Annotated in this window: 21 protein-coding genes and 1 pseudogene; all 22 read left to right on the plus strand. The window is 31.5% G+C overall.

Going from position 1 to position 19,530, the window contains the following annotated elements; all coding sequences use genetic code 11:
* Positions 1–227 precede the first annotated feature (227 nt).
* On the plus strand, positions 228–965 hold the full coding sequence (locus U472_RS10295; protein ID WP_068718159.1) for a glycerophosphodiester phosphodiesterase: 738 nt from the start codon (positions 228–230) through the stop codon (positions 963–965).
* 23 nt (positions 966–988) lie between these two features.
* Complete coding sequence (locus tag U472_RS16830; RefSeq protein WP_176714144.1) at positions 989–1,159, plus strand: hypothetical protein; 171 nt, start codon at positions 989–991, stop codon at positions 1,157–1,159.
* A gap of 2 nt (positions 1,160–1,161) precedes the next feature.
* Positions 1,162–1,851: an MBL fold metallo-hydrolase gene (locus U472_RS10300; RefSeq protein WP_083189863.1), complete on the plus strand. Its 690-nt coding sequence runs from the start codon at positions 1,162–1,164 to the stop codon at positions 1,849–1,851.
* 343 nt (positions 1,852–2,194) lie between these two features.
* Positions 2,195–2,830: an HAD-IA family hydrolase gene (locus tag U472_RS10305; RefSeq protein ID WP_068718161.1), complete on the plus strand. Its 636-nt coding sequence runs from the start codon at positions 2,195–2,197 to the stop codon at positions 2,828–2,830.
* Positions 2,831–2,880: 50 nt separating this feature from the next.
* The gene (locus tag U472_RS10310; RefSeq protein ID WP_068718163.1) at positions 2,881–3,780 is read left to right on the plus strand and encodes an MBL fold metallo-hydrolase; all 900 of its coding nucleotides are present in this window, start codon (positions 2,881–2,883) and stop codon (positions 3,778–3,780) included.
* Between the two features lie 611 nt (positions 3,781–4,391).
* Positions 4,392–6,587, plus strand: coding sequence for a 1,4-alpha-glucan branching protein GlgB (glgB, locus tag U472_RS10315; RefSeq protein WP_068718165.1), 2,196 nt, complete (start codon positions 4,392–4,394; stop codon positions 6,585–6,587).
* A 221-nt stretch (positions 6,588–6,808) separates the two neighbouring features.
* A pseudogene (locus tag U472_RS17570) lies at positions 6,809–7,337 on the plus strand (N-acetyltransferase family protein).
* Positions 7,338–7,378: 41 nt separating this feature from the next.
* Positions 7,379–7,864, plus strand: a complete 486-nt coding sequence (locus tag U472_RS10325) for a GNAT family N-acetyltransferase (protein WP_068718167.1) — start codon at positions 7,379–7,381, stop codon at positions 7,862–7,864.
* A 287-nt stretch (positions 7,865–8,151) separates the two neighbouring features.
* Complete coding sequence (locus U472_RS10330; RefSeq protein ID WP_068718169.1) at positions 8,152–8,853, plus strand: Crp/Fnr family transcriptional regulator; 702 nt, start codon at positions 8,152–8,154, stop codon at positions 8,851–8,853.
* A 221-nt stretch (positions 8,854–9,074) separates the two neighbouring features.
* Positions 9,075–10,304 carry an FprA family A-type flavoprotein gene (locus U472_RS10335; protein ID WP_068718171.1) on the plus strand — a complete coding sequence of 410 codons (1,230 nt, stop codon included), beginning with the start codon at positions 9,075–9,077 and terminating at the stop codon, positions 10,302–10,304.
* Positions 10,305–10,340: 36 nt separating this feature from the next.
* Entirely contained in the window at positions 10,341–11,054 is a 714-nt protein-coding gene (ric, locus tag U472_RS10340; RefSeq protein ID WP_068718173.1) for an iron-sulfur cluster repair di-iron protein, read from the plus strand.
* 159 nt (positions 11,055–11,213) lie between these two features.
* Entirely contained in the window at positions 11,214–11,378 is a 165-nt protein-coding gene (locus tag U472_RS16835; RefSeq protein ID WP_176714145.1) for a hypothetical protein, read from the plus strand.
* A gap of 93 nt (positions 11,379–11,471) precedes the next feature.
* The gene (locus tag U472_RS10345; protein WP_068718178.1) at positions 11,472–12,236 is read left to right on the plus strand and encodes an exodeoxyribonuclease III; all 765 of its coding nucleotides are present in this window, start codon (positions 11,472–11,474) and stop codon (positions 12,234–12,236) included.
* A 140-nt stretch (positions 12,237–12,376) separates the two neighbouring features.
* Positions 12,377–13,171: a hypothetical protein gene (locus U472_RS10350; RefSeq protein ID WP_068718180.1), complete on the plus strand. Its 795-nt coding sequence runs from the start codon at positions 12,377–12,379 to the stop codon at positions 13,169–13,171.
* Positions 13,172–13,228: 57 nt separating this feature from the next.
* Positions 13,229–13,900, plus strand: coding sequence for an L-serine ammonia-lyase, iron-sulfur-dependent subunit beta (gene sdaAB, locus U472_RS10355; protein WP_068718182.1), 672 nt, complete (start codon positions 13,229–13,231; stop codon positions 13,898–13,900).
* 12 nt (positions 13,901–13,912) lie between these two features.
* On the plus strand, positions 13,913–14,791 hold the full coding sequence (gene sdaAA / locus U472_RS10360) for an L-serine ammonia-lyase, iron-sulfur-dependent, subunit alpha (RefSeq protein ID WP_068718184.1): 879 nt from the start codon (positions 13,913–13,915) through the stop codon (positions 14,789–14,791).
* A 325-nt stretch (positions 14,792–15,116) separates the two neighbouring features.
* Positions 15,117–16,031: a Gfo/Idh/MocA family protein gene (locus U472_RS10365; protein ID WP_068718186.1), complete on the plus strand. Its 915-nt coding sequence runs from the start codon at positions 15,117–15,119 to the stop codon at positions 16,029–16,031.
* 71 nt (positions 16,032–16,102) lie between these two features.
* On the plus strand, positions 16,103–16,651 hold the full coding sequence (locus U472_RS10370) for an NAD-dependent epimerase/dehydratase family protein (RefSeq protein WP_068718188.1): 549 nt from the start codon (positions 16,103–16,105) through the stop codon (positions 16,649–16,651).
* An 11-nt stretch (positions 16,652–16,662) separates the two neighbouring features.
* Positions 16,663–16,806, plus strand: coding sequence for a hypothetical protein (locus U472_RS16840; RefSeq protein ID WP_176714146.1), 144 nt, complete (start codon positions 16,663–16,665; stop codon positions 16,804–16,806).
* Between the two features lie 114 nt (positions 16,807–16,920).
* Entirely contained in the window at positions 16,921–17,856 is a 936-nt protein-coding gene (locus U472_RS10375; RefSeq protein ID WP_068718191.1) for an alpha/beta fold hydrolase, read from the plus strand.
* A 233-nt stretch (positions 17,857–18,089) separates the two neighbouring features.
* Entirely contained in the window at positions 18,090–18,776 is a 687-nt protein-coding gene (locus U472_RS17575) for a cell wall hydrolase (RefSeq protein ID WP_068718193.1), read from the plus strand.
* A 250-nt stretch (positions 18,777–19,026) separates the two neighbouring features.
* On the plus strand, positions 19,027–19,512 hold the full coding sequence (locus U472_RS10385; RefSeq protein ID WP_068718195.1) for an ECF transporter S component: 486 nt from the start codon (positions 19,027–19,029) through the stop codon (positions 19,510–19,512).
* Positions 19,513–19,530: the final 18 nt, after the last annotated feature.

Raw genomic sequence — 19,530 nt, forward strand, 5'->3', positions numbered from 1 at the left:
TTAAATTAAGAGCTTCACTTATTTTTTATTTTCTTTATAAAAGGTTTTATTAATAGATGTAGAGAAAAATAATTCATAGAATAACAAATAAATGTATTTAATCTATAGAAATTTCTATCAAAAATAATTTATAATATTAACAAAGTAACAGAGGATAAGTAAGCACTGACTAGAAAAGCCTGTTCCCATTTAATCATTACTTGTCAATAACAAAGGAGGTCTGTCAAATGATAAAGATAGCCCATCGAGGATATATAAATGATGACCATCCTGAAAATTCGCTATCTGCCCTAGGAAAAGCAATTGAATTGGGTTATGATATGATAGAGATAGATATTAGAGAGACTAAGGATAAGGAAATAATCTTAAATCATGATGAGGATTTGATGAGGTTATTTAAAATTCAAGCAAAGGTTAAAGATCTAGTTTTAAATGAATTAAAAAAATTTAAGTTTAGTAATCTTATAGATAAGATATTGAGTTTTGAAGATTGTTTGAAGCTATGTCAGGATAAAGTAAGACTATTAATTGAGGTTAAAGATAAGGTATATTCTGAATCTTATTTAAAAAATATCTATCAGGCTTTAGTAAAGTGGAAGATGGTCGAACAAGTAATTATCTATCCTCCTAGAGGTGATTTGATAGATTTTTATTTAGGTAAGGTAAGGGTTGGACTTAACTATGAACAGTTTTTTAAAATAAAAGGTGAAGAGGGTTTAGTAGATAAAGTAGTTGTTTTGGAAATGCCAGATAGATGGGATAAGAATACTATTGAGGATATACATAGGCAGAATTCAATTACCTTAACTACTGTAAAACAGACTTATTTTGATAGAAAGTTTAGTACTGGAGATCATTTAAAGTTGGCTTGGCAGACTATAGATGAATTAAAAAAACTTGGCATAGATGGAATCAATATTGATTCCATCTATCATGATTTCTTATTTGAAACTAAAAGTAGCTAGATAGATTTAGTGGGAGGGTAGAGATGAAATATTTTAAAAAAGTGGTTGGAGAAAGAGTTTATTTATCACCGATTAATCCAAGTGATATAGAGAAATATATTGAATGGATTAACAACCCTGAAGTTGTAATTAATACAGGACACATATCTATTCGTAATATATTAATAAAGTTTGATTTTATATATGGAGGGTGATTATGGTGAATAATCCTATAACTTCTGTTTCTATGGGGAAATCAAATTCTTATCTAATTCAAGGTACTAAAGGATTAATTTTAGTGGATGCTGGAGTAAAAAATAAAAGTAAAAATCTTATTAGAGCTTTAGATAAATTAAATGCTGATATCTCAGAGATTAAATTAATTATTATTACTCATGTTCATTATGATCATGTAGGTAGTTTAAATGATATTCAAAAGAAATCTCAGGCACCTGTTTTAGTACATAAAAGCGAAGAGAAGTTATTAGCTCTAGGAGCTACAGAGTTTCCAAAAGGAACAGCTGTCTTCTCTAAAGCTATCTCTAAATTTGCTAATAGATTTCTAAGATCACAAGGAGAGTTTAGAAATGTAAAAGCTGATATTATTATAGAAGATAGCTTTAAGTTAAGTGATTATGGGGTTGAGGGAGAGATAATTCATACCCCAGGACATACCGAAGGTTCTTTATCTATAATTATTGACAATAAGTATTGTATTGTGGGTGATAGTCTATTTAATCTATTTCCTAATAACCTTTATCCACCTTTTGCTAATGATGAAGAAGAGTTACTGAAGAGTTGGAGGAGAATAAAAGAATATCAATGTCAGACTTATTATCCTGGTCATGGAAGATCTTTTACTAGAGAGGAATTTGAAAGTAGCTTTATCAAAGTTACTAATAGGTAGTTTTTTTAAATTATTAAAATTAATTTATCAGAATAATACTATTTTGGATATATATTAGCTTAAGTAGTCTATAATAATTTAGTCAAAAATAATGAAGACAGTGGTTACATTTACATAGTAGAAATGATAAAAGATTTTGATAGGTAGAATTTTCAGATACAAATCATATAAAATTGAGCTATTTATGGGGAGGTTTAGCCTCTTATTTCCACAAATATTCTAGTATTAAGAAAATCTTTACTTAATTATAGAATAGTAAAAAGGTTATGGGAGTATAAATCAAGAATGTTATAAGAAGAGAGGGTTAGTAAACAATATATTAATTAAATAAAGGAGTACAGTTATGACTAAATACATAGCTTTTGATTTTGATGGAACTTTAGTTGATTCACAGAATATTGCTATATCAGTTGTCAATCAACTTGCTAAAAAGCATAATTTTAAAAGTATAGAAAAGGAGAATATTGATTATTTAAAAAGTTTATCGGTTCTTGAAAGGTGTAAATTTCTTAATGTACCTGTATATAAGTTGCCCTTTTGGGCACCAGAATTTTATAGAATTTATAAGGATTCAATAAAACATCTTTGTTTCTTTGATGGAATTAGTGATTTATTGAATCAGTTAGCAGATTTAGATTATAAACTTGCTATTATATCATCTAATTCAGAAAATATTATCAGAGATTTTTTAAAGAGGAAGCAGATAGAGAATGTTGATCAAATTTTCTGTTCAAGTAACCTTTTTGGCAAGAATAAGGTTATAAAGAAATTTCTAAAGAAAAATAAACTTAAAAATTCTGAATTAATCTATGTTGGAGATGAATCTAGAGATATTATTGCCTGTAAGGAGGTTGGAGTAGAGATTATTTGGGTAAGTTGGGGATATGATTCTATAGATACTATAAAAGAAGAGTCTCCAGATTATATTGCTAAAGAACCTCAGGATATCTTATCTATAGTAAAGTCTCTATCAGATTAGTTTAATATTGAAAATAGACAACCTAAAAACTTTATAAGGAGGATTTAATAGTGGAATTAAAGCAGTTGACAGAGCAGGTATATTATCTAGATGCTCCCACAAATATTGGATTGATTAAAGATGGTAATGATGCAATCTTAATCGATAGTGGCTTAGATGATAGTGTAGCAAAGAAGATACTAAGAATATTAAAAGAGAATAATCTAACTTTAAAAGCAATTATTAATACCCATTTTCATGCAGACCATTGTGGTGCCAACAATTACTTACAGCAAGAGACTGGAGTAGAAATTTATGCATATAAGATTGAATCAGCTATAATTAATTATCCTTATCTTGAGCCCTTAGCCTTCTTTTCAGGAGCCAATCCAATCAAGGATTTAAAGAATAAATTCTTAATGGCAAAGGAATCTCAGGTAAATCATGTACTAGAAGATACTAATATAAAGTTAAAGTTTGATAGTCTTGAAGTAGAAATAATACCTTTACAAGGCCATTCAGTAAATCAGATTGGGGTTGTGGCAGATGGGGTTTTATTCTGTGGTGATTCAATCTTTTCACAGAAGGTAATTGATAAGCACAAATTACTTTTTTATACAGACATTGAAAAACAGAAGGCTACTTTAGAATTTCTAGCAGAGACCAACTATGATTGGTATCTGCCTTCACATACTAAAGCTACTGATGATATTAGAGAGCTGGCTAAAGGGAATTTAGACTGTATCAATGAGATAGAAGAGGTGATCTTAAAGATAGTAGAATCTGTTAAAAGTACTGAACAGATATTAAAAGAGACCTTAGATTATTATAAAGCTAAAGTTAAGAGCTTGCAACAGTATCACCTGATGAAGACGCTTATCATGGCATATCTTTCTTCACTCTATAATAATGATAGAACAGAACTAGAGTTAAGGGACAATTGTTTGTACTGGAAGAAGGCTAATCAGTAGTTAATAGAGAAGAAGATGAAAGATAAGTAAAAATCAGTATATCAGAAATAAAAATCCTAAAATAATATTATTGTAGGATTTTTATTTCTGCAGCAACTTTCATTCTGTAGTAAAGAAGACTGAATAAAGAGAAGGAGATTAATGATAAATATTAAAAAATATAAATAATAAAGGTGAAGTTTATGAAAAATAATTATTAGATTTATAGTGAAAATTAATTATAGAGTAGAGGAGTAACTTTGAGGTATTATATCTAACTTTTCAAACGGAATCGAGAAAAAATGTTTTTTTATCCAATAATTAGTAATATATATTATAATAATTGAATAAAAAATATAGTAGCCGTAGGTTGTTAAATTTAAATCAATCTCAAAAGATTATATTTTCTAAATTTTTATTGTTTTATGAAGGGGTTAAATGTAAAAAAGTAGAATTAACTTTAACAAAGTAATTTTTATTGAAGAATTAGTGGGTTTAACAACCTTCACCATATTTTTACAGTTAGATTTTTCGTTTAAATAAGGTAAAAGGCTTATTGATGATAAAACCTACTAATCGAAGATTGATTATTAACTCAGAAGAGAAATTAATAAAGATATGGAGGTTTAGTTATGGCAACTTTAAATGAACATGAGATGAACCCAATATTAAATGCTCAAATAAAGGATCCTGCTTATTTATTAGGTATGCACCAGTTAGGCGAAGAGAAGGTAGTAATAAGAGCCTTTGAACCATATGCAGAAAAAGTCTTTCTAATATCAGACCAGTTAGAAGAGGAAGTTGAATTGGAATTAATTCATGGAGATGGCCTATTTGAGAGAGTTATTGAAACTGAAGAATTTTTCGATTATGAGTTAAAGTATCGAGGATATCATGGTGGAGAATGGCAGAGAAAAGACCCATACTCCTTTCAACCATACTTATCTGACTATGATTTATATCTATTTAGTGAAGGAAATCATCATAGAGTTTATGAAAAGATGGGAGCTCATGTGGTAACTCATCAAGGTGTAAAAGGAACTGTTTTTACAGTCTGGGCACCAGAAGCAGAGAGAGTAAGTGTAATCGGTAATTTCAACAGTTGGGATGGTAGAGTCCATCAAATGAAATTATTAGGTCATTCAGGGGTCTGGGAACTCTTTATTCCTGGAATAGGCGAGGGTGAGGTCTACCGTTTTGAAATCCTAAGTAAAGAAGGATATACTTTAATCAAATCTGATCCTTATGCATTTTATAGTGAAGTTCGTCCAGCCAATGCTTCAGTTGTCTATGATTATAATGGAAAATATGAATGGCAAGATGATCACTGGATGGAGAAAAGAGCTAAGACTAACTGGCTAGAAAGACCTATGTCTATATATGAAGTGAATTTAGGATCTTGGGCTAGAGTACCAGAAGAAGAGAATAGATTTTTAAGCTATAGAGAATTGGCTGATAAGCTGGTTGACTATGTAAAAGAGCATAATTACACTCATGTAGAGTTGATGCCAGTTGCTGAGCATCCTCTTGATGAATCTTGGGGTTATCAGGTGACAGGTTATTTTGCTGTAACAAGTAGATTTGGCAAACCAGAGGATTTGATGTATTTAATCGATGAGTTCCATAAGAATGATATCGGGGTAATCTTAGATTGGGTACCAGGTCACTTTCCTAAAGATGCTCATGGCTTAGGTCGTTTTGATGGTTCAGCAGTCTATGAACATTTAGACCCAAGGCTAGGGGAGCATCAAGATTGGGGAACATATATCTTTAATTATGGGAGAAATGAGGTTAAAAATTTCTTGATCTCTAATGCTCTTTATTGGCTAGACAAATTCCATATTGATGGCTTAAGGGTAGATGCTGTAGCTTCTATGCTCTATCTAGATTACAGTAGGGAAGGAGATCAATGGGTTCCAAATAAGTATGGTGGTAGAGAGAATTTAGAGGCGATTGAGTTCTTGCAATATTTTAACTCTATCAGCCATGAATATTATCCAGGAATTTTAACAATAGCAGAAGAGTCTACTGCTTTTGAAGGTGTTTCAAAACCAACTTATCTTGGTGGGTTAGGATTTTCTATGAAATGGAATATGGGATGGATGAATGATGCTTTAGAGTATATTGAAAAGGATCCTATTTATAGAAAGTACCATCATAATAATTTAACTTTCCCATTTGTATATGCGTTTAATGAAAACTTTATCTTAGTATTATCCCATGATGAAGTAGTTCATATGAAAGGATCAATGATTAATAAGATGCCAGGAGACTATTGGCAGAAGTTTGCTAACTTACGTGCCTTTTATTCATATATGTATGCCCATCCAGGAAAGAATCTAACCTTTATGGGCGGAGAATTTGGTCAATGGAAAGAGTGGAATGCTACCCAAAGTTTAGATTGGAATTTATTAGATTTTGAAGCCCATCAAAAGTTATTAGATTTTGTGACAGATTTGAATGGTATATATCAAGAGGAAGCAGCTTTATGGGAGATAGATTTTAGTTATGATGGTTTTGAATGGATAGATTGCCATGATGCTGATAATAGCATTATCTCTTTTATGAGAAAGGCCAAAAATCCTGATGAATTTATCATTGCTGTATTTAACTTTACTCCAATTGAACGAAGCAATTATAGAGTAGGTGTTCCTAGAGAAGGATATTATGAAGAGATCTTAAATAGTAATGCAGAAAAGTACTGGGGAAGCAATTCTGGAAATATGGGTGGAGTCTGGTCTGAAGATCACCCATGGCAGAATAGAGAATGTTCAATTAATATTACATTACCTCCGTTAAGTGGGCTATATTTCAAATTTAAGAGATAAGACTAATAAAAAATACCCTGCGAGATCGATCTCGCAGGGTATTTTTTATTAAGGGTTAAAGTTAAATAAATCAGGATAATATCCTGACTTATTTTTGAAAATAGTTTAATTATACTTAGTCATTTATGACTATAAAATTTAATAAAGAAAAATTATAATAAATATGAAGGAAATTAAAAATAAAACTAGAAAAATAAAAACTTATAAAGGGAGTGATAGTTATGAAGCTAATTGATACTAAGTTAAAAGATTTTAAATTAAGGTTTGCCAAGGAGAAAGATACTAGTCTAATATTAGAGTTTATTAAAAGCTTAGCTGAGTATGAAGAATTATCCCATGAAGTAGTAGCCACTGAAAAGATTTTGCGGCAATCCTTATTTGAACGTAAAGTAGCAGAGGTAATTATAGGAGAATATCGAGGTAATTATAGGAGAATATCAAGGTAAAGCAGTTAGCTTTGCTCTGTTTTTTCATAATTTTTCTACATTTTTAGGTCAACCTGGAATATATCTAGAAGATCTATTTGTAAAGCCTGCATATCGTGGGAAGGGGATTGGAACAATTATGCTTTCGTATCTGGCTAAATTGGCTAAAGAAAGAGGTTGTGGTAGGTTTGAATGGTCTTGTCTTGATTGGAACCAACCATCTATTCAATTCTATAAGTCAATGGGTGCAGTAGCAATGGAAGAGTGGAGCGTTTATCGAGTAACAGGTGATGCTTTAGATCAATTAGCAGCTAAAGCAGAATAAATGACCAATAATTTGCAATAAATATATGAAGGAGTAGGTAGATGAAGATTAGAAGGGCTGAAATAAAGGATTTAGGGAGAATAACTGAGATTTATAATGATGCAATTTTAAATACTACAGCAACCTTCGATATAGAGATTAAGACTGTAGATTCTAGAAGAGAATGGTTTGATTGTCATAACGAGAAGTTACCTATCTATGTCGCTGAAAAGGATGAAGTAATGGGCTGGGTATCTTTATCTAAACTTTTTAATAAAGGAGCTTATGCTGCAACAGTAGAGATATCTATCTATGTAGATAAGAAGTATAGGAATAGGGGAGTAGCTAATGCTTTGATGAAAAAGATAGTATCACATGCCATAGAGAATGAAGAGATACATACTGTTATTGCTAGAATTACTGGAGAGAATAAGACCAGTATTCATCTCCATCAGAAATTTGGTTTTGAATTTGCAGGGACTTTAAAGGAGGTAGGCTATAAATTTGATAGATATATAGATGTTCACTTATATCAACTATTAGTATAATAAAATAGGGTCAGATAGATTATCTGACTTTTTTCTTGAAATTAATGGTAACTTTAGATATGGTCATTTATGAATATATAAAAACTAACAACAATTAAATTTAAAACTAATCAAATTCTATGTTAAAATATACATAGTAATAATTATTTTATAAGTTATTATTAATTAAAAAAATATAATATATTAATTTTAATAAACCAAATGAACTATGATGAAAGGAACAATTAATTCATAATATTCAATAATATAATTATTTGAATAAGTAGTTTACGGACGGAGGGATAATAATGGTTAAATGTTGTAATCGTTGCAAGAATAAACTATGTGCTAGCAAAGTTCCTATATTCTCTAATTTAGCTGAGGCTGAGTTAATAGATATCATTAAAATGACTGGACATGAAGAATTTGAAAAAGGGGACACTATCTGTTTTGAAGGCTTGGAAGCCAATACTCTATATATAATTAATGAAGGTGAAATTAAATTATTTAAATGTACTAAAGATGGTAAGGAGCAGATTCTTCATATTCTTACAGCAGGTGACTTTTTTGGAGAGTTAAACCTCTTAAAAGGAGGTCAATATAGTTTTAGTGCAGAAGCAATTACTTCCACCAAATTATGTACCTTAACCAAAGATAAGATGAAGAGTATTATCTTAGATAAGCCAGAGATTGCTTTAAAGATAATGGAAACATTAGCAGATAGGGTTAATAGTTTAGAAACTTTGGCTCAAAATCTAGCTACAAATGAAGTTGAGGTGAGGTTAGCATATATGCTATTAAAATTAAAAAAGGAATATGGTGTAGAAACTCCTCAAGGTATAGAGATGAAGATACCTATTACTAGAGAAGATATGTCAAATTATACTGGTGTAGCTCGTGAGACAGTAAGTAGGAAGTTGAAAAGCTTTGAAGAAGAGGGGATTATTAAACTGGTAGGTAATAAAAAAATAATTATTTTAGATGAAGAGAGATTGAGATTAATGCAGTAATTAGTGATTACTAAAGAATAAGAAGTAAATAATCAACATCATTCTAACCTCAAGACATTTTAATGTTTTGAGGTTTTTTATATTTAAAGCAAACAATAATTTAACTTTTTTTTAAATTTGATTCCAATCACATCTTTATTCTCCTACCTATCCTATAATTAAGTTGAGCTTAAGGAAAAGAGATAACTAAAACTTAATTATAGATTAGGAGGAGATAGATTATGAATAAAGAGGTTAAAGTTGCTGACAATGCTTATTGGGTAGGTTATGTTGATGATAGAAAGGTTCCTTTTCACCGTTTGACTTTAGAGAAAGGTACAACTTATAATAGTTATTTATTAAAGACAGAGAAAGCAACTGTGATTGATACTGTTGATATCAGCTTTGGAAAGGTATTTATAGATAAGCTAAGTGAATATATTGATCCAACAGAGATTAAATATATAGTAATTAATCATGTGGAACCAGACCATTCAGGGGGACTACCTGCATTAGCAAATAAAGCTAAAGATGCCGTGATTGTAACTACTGAATTAGGGGCTAAAGAGTTGAAAGAGATGTATCGTTTACATGATAGAGAGTTCCTAATCATCAAGGATGGAGATAAATTAGATATTGGAGGAAAGCAGTTAATCTTCTTTGAAACTCCATATCTACACACAGAAGAGACAATGATTACCTACTGTATAGAGGATAAAACCTTATATCCTTGTGATATCTTCAGTAGTCATGTAGCTACTTATGAACTGTTCAATGATTTAGCAACAGAGGATATTACAGAAGATTTTGAGGTTTATTATCAATTGATTATGCATCCTCATCGCCCTTATGTTCAAGATATGATTGAAAAGATTACTAATCTAGAGATAGAGATTATTGCTCCATCCCATGGATATATCTTAAGGGATAATCCTCAAAAGTATATTGATATCTATGATAGGATGAGTAAACCTGCCACTGAAGAAAAGAGAGCATTGATTCTCTACTCAACAATGACTGGAAATACAAGAAATATTGCTAAAGAATTACGTAAGGGGTTAGAGGAAAAAGCGATAGATACTAAGGTGATTAATATTAAGAAAAATGTTGATATTGATGAAATTAAACAGGAGATTGAGAATTCAGATGCCATCTTCTTTGGTAGCTCAACTAGATATGCCGATATGGTCGGTGGGCTTGAAGAGGTATTAAAAGAGTTAGCAAGGATGGACTTATCGGATAAGCTTGGTATTGCTTTTGGTTCTTATGGGTGGAGTGGTGAAGCTGTAGAGGTAATCAATGATTATCTAAAGGATAGTAACCTTAAAGTAGTAGATAGCTCACTGATTATCAAGAGTACTGGAATGGATGATTTGAAATTCCCAATTAGAATTAAATTCTCTCCAGGAGAAGCTGAAAGTCAAGATTTGAAAGAATCAGCTTATGTAGTGGGAGACTTATTGTTAGCTTAATTTATAGTTTACTGAACTTAAAAAGGAGGAGATATCATGAAAAAGAATAAATTTACTATAGATGATAGAATAGGTGCTATTGTAGCAGAGTTTCCTAAAGCAGTTGAAACCTTTATGAAGTATAATATAGATTTTTGCTGTGGTGGGAATAGACCACTTAAAGCAGCTATTAAAGAAGGAGAATTACCAGAAGATAAGATTATTGAAGAATTAAATCAGGCTTATTATGAGTTTAACCGTAAAGATGAGGATATCGATTGGCGACAAGAGAGTATGATTGATTTAATTGATTATGTTGTTAATACTCATCATCAATTTATGAGAGAAGGGTTACCTGTATTAAATGAACTATTGAATAAAATCTTAAATGCCCATTACCTTAAAGAAAGAGAATTATTAGGAAGGATTCATAAGCTATTCTATCAACTAAGAGGAGAGATAGAAGAACACTTAATCAAAGAGGAGAAGTTACTCTTCCCAGCAATTAAAGAGTATGAAGCTAAAGAAACAAAAGAGAAATTACAAGAAGCTTTGCAAGTAATGGCAGAAACTGAAGATGAACATGACTATGCAGGAGATATCTTAAAAGAGATAAGGAGACTAACAAATAACTATCAATTACCTGAGGGTGTTTGTAGGACCTTTGCTCTAACCTATGATAAGTTTGAAGAGATAGAGCAGGACTTATTCCAGCACATCCATTTAGAGAATAATATATTATTTGAAAGATTAAAAAATATTAATTCTTAAATAATAAAAGGTGGTATCATAATTATGATACTACCTTTTATTATTATGTAAATATTGGCGTTTAAAAGATAGAGTTAAATGTTATAGAATAAAAAAGTTTAGAGAGTTTATTATTAACAATCGATTATGTAGAGTCATCATTTACATCAGGAGGTACTTATGAAAGAAGAAAAGATTATTCTAAAGTTGAATAATCTTAATGAACTCTTTATTCCAAGAGAGACAAACCCTTTAGAACAAGAAGACTTATTTGAAAGTGGAATGAAGAAGATTTTAAAAATGAAAGACAATTTTTATTGCTATAAGATAACTGTAATTTTATAAAGGAATTAAACAAGGGATAAAGAATATGTTAAATAGGAATCTTTATCAATAATAAATATAGTTATCTTTAATGGTAATAAAGGAGGAACTTGGATGAAGATATATTCTTGGAATGTCAATGGCATTAGAGCAGTGTATAAGAAAGGTTTTTTAGATTGGGTGGAGGAAGAGAATCCTGATATTCTCTGTTTACAAGAGATTAGAGTACAAAAAGACCAGTTAATTGATAAGTTAAAGAAGATAGACGGCTATAATTCTTACTTTAATTATGGTGAGAGAAAAGGCTATAGTGGAGTAGCTATTTATAGTAAAAAGGAGCCTTTAGCTGTTCATAATGGTATCGGAATTGAGCGATTTGATGAAGAGGGTAGAGTAATTATAGCAGAATATACTGAATTTACACTTGTTAACATCTACTTCCCAAATGGTCGTAGTAGTAAGAAGAGGCTCCAATATAAGCTTGATTTCCACGAAGCTATTCTTAAATATTGTGAAGAGCTAAAGAAAGATGGTAAGAGATTAGTTATTTGTGGTGACTATAATATCGCCCATACTGAGATAGATTTAAAGAATCCAGAGGATAATAAGGATAAGTCTGGATTTTTGCCTGTTGAAAGGGCTTGGATAGATAAAATTATAGAGCATGGATATGTAGATACATATAGAGAGTTTTATCCTGATGAGGTTAAGTACTCTTGGTGGAGTTATAGGACTAAAGCTAGAGAGAGGGATGCAGGCTGGAGAATAGATTATCATTTTGTTAGTAAAGATTTGCTAAATGAAGTAAGTGATGCTGAGATATTAACTGAGGTAATGGGTTCAGACCATTGTCCAGTAATGGTAGAGTTGAATATTTAGGCTGGATAAAACACCTTATAGAAAAATCTACAAGGTGTTTTATTTTTATGAAAACAACCAAATAAGAACATATATATAAAGGTAACTATAAATCATTGTATAAAGATATATACTTATTGCTAAGAGTTAAGGAGGATAACATGAAGAAGCTTAGAATAGCATCATTATTTTTAATAATTCTCTTAAGCTATTATTTATTATTAGCCCCTATAAAGGTTATATGTAAAGAAGAACAGAGTAAATTAAGTTTATTTGAAGAGGCAATTTCCACAGCTAATAAAGGGAATACTAATATTGAGAATGATGAAGAAGATGATAATAATAGATTTTGGGATTTATTCTGTGGTATCTTTGATTTTATAGATTTTTCTATTAGTATCTTTGATGAAGATGAATATAAGAATAGCTATTATAATAATAAGACTGTTAGTAATTTAAACCAGAAAAACTTTAATGATACATCTTTAAAAATGTCTCTAGCAACCCATCTTGTTTCTGAGGATATTACAGGGTTACGGTTAAATTCAAAGTTGGGATTAGATAGATTTGGTTTAGAATTTAACTTCAGTGATTACATAGAAGAGTTGAAAGAAAGGGACAATCATCTTTATTTTAGTGAAGGGTTACTTACTGTTGATTTCTCCTCGACTCAGAATTGGGAGCTTATTGGTGGGGCAGGTTTTCATAATATTTCTGGAGATGAAGATAACCTTGGATTAAAGTTTGCATATAAAGTCAGTTATTCTAAAGCTCCTATCACTTTATATCTTGATCTAGGAACTTCCTTTTTTAAAAATAGTAACTTGCTAGAATTCACACCAGGTATTTCTTATGGTAAAGGGGATTTTGAATGCAGAGGTGGTTACAGAGTACTTAAGGTCTCTAATCAGAATTTAAAGGGTCCAGAATTTGAAATTATATATCATTTTGATTAGAAGTACTATAGTCATTTGATTCACAATATAATTTAAATCATAAAAAGTGGTGATAAAATGAGTAATCTAAGTATTTTTGATATAATTGGTCCAGTAATGGTTGGACCTTCAAGCTCCCATACTGCTGGAGCTGTTAGAATAGGAAATCTCACAAGGGAGATAATTGGAGAAGAGTTTAATGATGTAAAAGTATACTTACATGGCTCCTTTAAAGAGACTTATCAAGGGCATGGTACTGACAAAGCCATAATTGGTGGATTATTAGGTCTAAAGACTGATAACCCAATGATTAAAGAAGCCTTTACTTTAGCTAGAGCAAGGGGGTTAAAGTATGAATTTCTTCCTATAGATTTAGATAATGCTCATCCAAACACTATCAAGTTAGTGGTTAGTAGTATTAATGGTAAAGTTATTAATATTATCGCTTCATCTATTGGAGGAGGAAGTGTAATAATAAATGAAATTGATGGAATCAAGGTTGGTGTTACAGGAGAGTTGGCTACATTACTTACTATTCATCAAGATAAACCAGGAATAATAGCTAAAATCTCTAAGATTTTGGAAGATTACAAACTGAATATTGCCTATATGAAGGTACTAAGGGAGTATAAAGGCTCTTTGGCAACAGCAGTTATTGAAGTTGATGAAGAGATTAAGGAAGATATTCTAGATAAGATTGAAGAGATATCAGAGATCGAAGAGATTAAATTGATAGGACCTATTAATTAGGGAGGAGTAGGTATGTATAATTTCAAAACATTATCAGAGTTAGTAGAATTAGCTAAAAAAGAGAATTTATCTATAGTAGATATAATTATTGAGCGAGAGAAAGGATTGACCAATAAATCAGAGGATGAAATTAGAGCTAAGATGGGTAAGGCTTTAGAAGTAATGAGAGAAGCAATTGATACAGGCTTAACTGAAAATATTAAGTCTACTAGTGGCTTAAGTGGTGGTGATGCTAAATTACTAGTCGATGCTCAGAGAAAGGGTAATACTGTAACCGGCATGGTATTAAGTTCAGCAATTTCTAAAGCAATAGCAGTAGCAGAGGTAAATGCTGCTATGGGTCGAATAGTTGCAGTTCCTACTGCAGGCTCTTGTGGAATATTACCTGGAGCATTATTAGCAGTAGCAGAAGCTAAAGACCTCACTGATGAAGTTATTATCGATGGATTATTTGTTGCTTCTGGGATAGGATTGATTATAGATAAACAAGCAACAGTATCTGGAGCAGAAGGTGGTTGTCAGGCTGAATGTGGTTCTGCAGCAGCTATGGCAGCAGGGGCAATTGTCTATATGTTAGGAGGTAATGAAGAGCAAGTACTTGATGCAGTGGCAATTGCTTTAAAGAATATCTTAGGTCTAATCTGTGATCCAGTAGGTGGATTAGTAGAAGTTCCTTGTATTAAAAGAAATGCCGGGGGAGCCAGCAATGCTTTAACAGCAGCAGAGCTAGCTTTGGCAGGAATAAAGAGCCACATCCCTGCTGATGAAGTGATTATAGCAATGAAGAAGGTTGGCGAATTTCTCCCACCACAACTTAAGGAGACCTCATTAGGAGGATTAGCTGTTACACCAACGGGTTGCAAGATTAAAGAGGAGCTATTGAGTAAATAATTGGCTTTAGTTCATTGTTGAATCTATAAGTTTTATAGAGAAAGTTTTTGAATAATTATACATCTCTCTGTATGCAACCCCCGATAATTCCGAGAGAATATTAGTTGTGCTGTATTTTCATACGAAATGGTAGCTGTAAATACGATAAAAGTAGTCAAAATTATCATTAAGGGATGCAATTATAGTGCATCCTTTTTACTTTGATATAATTTCTAATATTTCAGTTTCTAAAAGTCGCTTCCTTTAAAATATATCTAAAATTAGATATAATAACCTTAAGAAGAAATTCAATAATATTTTAATTCATCAGAAGGGAATGATATAGATGAAAATTGGAGTAATTGGTTTGGGAAGTATTGCAGAGAAGGCTTATTTACCAGTAATTACTGCTAAAGAGGAGCTAGAGCTCTTTTTTGTTACTCGCAACCAAGAGAAGTTAGAAGCTCTAGCAAGTAAGTATCGAGTAGCCAATAAGAGCACCAACCTTGATGATTTAATAGATTTTGGAGTTGAAGCTGCTTTTGTTCATACATCTACTCCAGCCCATGTCTCTATTATAGAGAAGTTATTAGATAATGGTATCCATGTCTATGTAGATAAACCCATTTCTTATTCCTTAGAAGAATCTAAGCGGATGGTAAAGTTGGTAAAAGAGAATAATCTAAAGTTGATGGTCGGCTTTAATCGTAGATTTGTGCCAATGTACCAACAATTAAAGAAGGACTTTAAAGCTGAAACTATTTTGTTGGAGAAGAATAGATTAAATAATCCCCAAAATTTCAAAATAGCTATTTATGATGATTTTATTCATATAGTTGATACTATCCGGTTTTTAGCAGAAGGACAGCTAGAAGATTTAGTGGTAGATGCAATTCTAGATGGAAAGTTGTTAAAACAGATAGTTATTAAGTTAAAAGGAGAGCAGTTGACTGCTATTGGGATTATGAATAGAGCTAGTGGTATCAATCAAGAGATAGTCCAAGTAATTGGAAAACAGAGAAAGGTTGTAATCAGAAATTTGGTAGAACGAACTGATTATCAAGGAGGAGAAGAGAGAGTAAGTAGAAGTGGTGATTGGAATCCAACTCTATATAATAGAGGGTTTGTTAATATAATCGATGAATTTATTAGGATAGTACAAGAAGATGTAGCAATTGAAGAACTTCTTGATGATGCATTACTTACCCATCAGCTCTGTGAAAAGATTATACAGAAAATCGAGCAAGAGATTAGTGAGTAGTAATAAGTTAAACAGAATAAAATTATACATATTAACCCAAATGATAAATCTGGATAAAGGGATGTGATAGGATGAAGGATGTTTTAGTTATGGGAGGAACAGAGTTTGTCAGTAGAGCAATAGCTAAATATTTAATCTCTTTAGGGTATAAAGTAGATATCTTTACCCGTGGCAGAAGAGATTTAGACTATGAAGGGGTCAGATATCACTTGAGAGGGGATAGGCATTTAACAGATGATTTACAAAGAGAGTTGGGAGATAAGTCCTACAATTATATCTTTGATATTACTGCTTACACTAAAGAAGATGTAGCTAAATTAGTTAAAGTGATTAAAAGAGATAATCTAAAAAGATATGTTTTCTGTAGTTCAGGGGCTGTTTATTTGCCCAATAAAGGGGTTAGTTCTGAAGATTTTCCAAGGGGAAGGAATCCTCATTGGGGAAGTTATGGCTTAGATAAGGCACTAGCAGAAGATTACTTATTTAATTTATATCAAGAGGAAGGTTTCCCAATTACCATCTTTAGGCCGACCTATATCTATGGTGAAGGTAATAACCTGTATCGTGAGGCTTATTTCTTTGATAGGATTAGAGAAGGTTTAGCAGTACCTATCTATTAAGCATAAATAGGTTGGAAGAGGATAATTTATCTGTTCCTGAAACTGATTTAAAAGAGGGATTAACTAGAGCTTACCAATGGTACTTAAAGGAGAATAATAGTGATTTTAATCATTCTATAGATAAGGTTGGTTTTATTTTAAGTAAACTCAAGTAAGTCATCTAATCAAAAATCATTCAAGAGAAGACTAGTGGGAATAATTGTTTTAGGTTTCTCTTTCTTTTTGTGGTATGATTAAATTAAAGCTTAAGAATAAGGAGAAAAAAGCTTATGTCTAGAAAAGTATCTGTAATATCTATAATATTTTTAATGCTGCTTTCTAACAATCTATTAGCAGCTGAACATCAAGGTTATTCCAATCAAAAATTTTGGCGAGAATTCTATACTAAAGAAAGGAGTGTTGATTATCCCCTTATTTTTGTCCATGGGATAGGTGCCAATATAGATTTTTGGAAGCAGAGTATGGAGGTTATTACCCCTGATTATTATGAGATGAGGTTTATATCAAGAGATAAAATTTACCATAATTATGATGGTAAGAAGAAAGATTATACTCTGTGGGGGATATCATATTATACTCTAAATCCTATGGAGGAAGCTCTTGGTGGTGATTTAAACTTATATGCTTTAAGGGTTGAAAAAATGATCAATCTAATCAAAGAGTTAACTGGGAAAGATAAGGTGATTATCGTTGCCCATAGTATGGGAGGTCTTGTTTCTAGAAGGTATATGACCTTAAATCAAGATAATTGGGATTCGGTTCATAAGATATTAACAGTAGGAACTCCTAATGAAGGTGTAGATACTTCAGTAGAGCTTGTAGGACAATTGATAGATTTAAAGAAAGGTAGTTCATTTTTAAATAATCTCAATAAATCTTGGCAGAGGTTAAATCTAGCTAGCTCTAATAAGAAGTGGGGAGTTGTAGGAGGGATAGATAAGAGTATGCCCTTTAACTTAGAAACAGACCCTGATGCTACAGATTCAGCAGGAGCTGGTTTTGTGAGTATATCCTCCTCGATACCTTATGGCGAATGGAAAGATTCTATAGGTGATAACTTCAATGTTAGCTATTTTAATACTCCTAATTTCGGTTTTAGATTAGCAGTTAATGCTACTCATATGGAATTGTTGTTCCACCAAGGAACCTTTAGAGGTATAGAATGGGTCTTATCTGGCTTTACAGTAAATAAAAATGAAGAATAAGAAAGAATCTTTGCTATTAAATTTACAAAGATTTACCTTTGCAAATCACTTTAAAATAAGAGAAAATATAAGTGCAAGTTATGAAATTAATTAATCTTATATAAAAACTTATATAAGTATAAAATATATAATTACTATTAATTTGCGTTTATTCCTCATAGGTTATTAATCTAATATTAACTCTAGTAAATAGAACCTAAAATAAAATCAGATACTTAGAAAGGGTTAGAGCCATGCAGAAAAGAAAAAAATATAACAATTTAATTATATATATACTCATATTTACTTTAATCTTCCCAATGCTATCAGGGTTTGTCCTGATTAGTCCTGTTTTTGCTGCTGAAGGAGGATTGGCAGGATTAACAGGTAATAAGGGAATTATGTCTGTTTTTAAAGGATTACTAATGTTATTCTTCTTCTCCTTCTTATCAAATAAGGGTGATTCTTCAGAGATTTTAAATGATTCATACCAGTCTGCTGTTCAGGAAGAACCCAATATCCAAAATGGCTCTTCTTCAGCCCAACGCTTGGATGTAACACCAGAGGAATTTGATTGGTTGGCTAAAGGGGTTTATTCTGAATCTAGAGGGGAACCTTTTGAAGGACAAGTTGCAGTAGCTTCTGTCATAATCAATAGAGTCTTAAGTCCTGAATTTCCTAATACAGTTAAAGGTGTTATTATGGAAAGACCAGATGGGAAGGCTTATGCTTTCTCTGCTGTATTAGATGGACAGATTCATTTGACCCCTGATAAGACAGCATATCAAGCAGTAGATTATGCTCTTAAAGGATGGGATCCTACTGGTGGAGCTTTATACTATTATAATCCTGTTAAAGCTACTGCTAGTTGGATTTTTGAGAATACAACTCCTAAGATTACAATTGGAAATCATATCTTTGCTGATTTAAAAAAGAAGTAAATATTCTCTGAGAAAAGGGCATCCTAAAGGATGTCCTTTTATAATCTATTTATAATTTAATAAAAAATTCATACTAAAGAGGTATGGTTATTTTATTATTATAATAATTAATATTAATTATTATAATAATCCCTCAAAAGAGGAGAATAAGCCTTATTCAAGAATAATAAGATAAGTGAATTCCTTAATTTAAGGTATTATCATTTATTAAGTTTAATTCTCAAAGCTCTTTAGAAGGGAGGTTGTTAAGATGAAATACACAAAATGGTTGACTAGAACTGCAATCTTATTAGCCTTGACTTTGGTAGTCCAGGCTTTAGGGTTTCCTGCTTATATAACAGGTCCTTTGGTAAATATGATGTTACTATTGGCTACAATCTTGGTTGGGTTAGAAAGTGGTCTATTAATTGGGGCTCTAACCCCTTGGATAGCTTTAGTTAGAGGTATATTACCACCACCTTTAGCAGTAATGATTCCATTTATTATTATTAGTAATCTACTATGGGTCTTAATCTATCATTTCCTAGCAAAGAAGAATAAATACTTAGGGATTGGTCTAGCTGCATTAAGTAAGTATGGTATATTAGCTTCAGCTGTTAATTTCTTGGTAAATGTACCACCTAAGATAGCCACTTTAATGCAGGTACCTCAATTACTTACAGCTTTGGCAGGAGGATTATTGGCATTATCTATAGTTAAAGCTATTAACCTTAGTGATGTTTTGGAGGAAAAGTAGTTCTAAATGTTTAATTTT

The sequence above is a fragment of the Orenia metallireducens genome (assembly GCF_001693735.1).
GTDB classification, from domain to species: domain Bacteria; phylum Bacillota; class Halanaerobiia; order Halobacteroidales; family Halobacteroidaceae; genus Orenia; species Orenia metallireducens.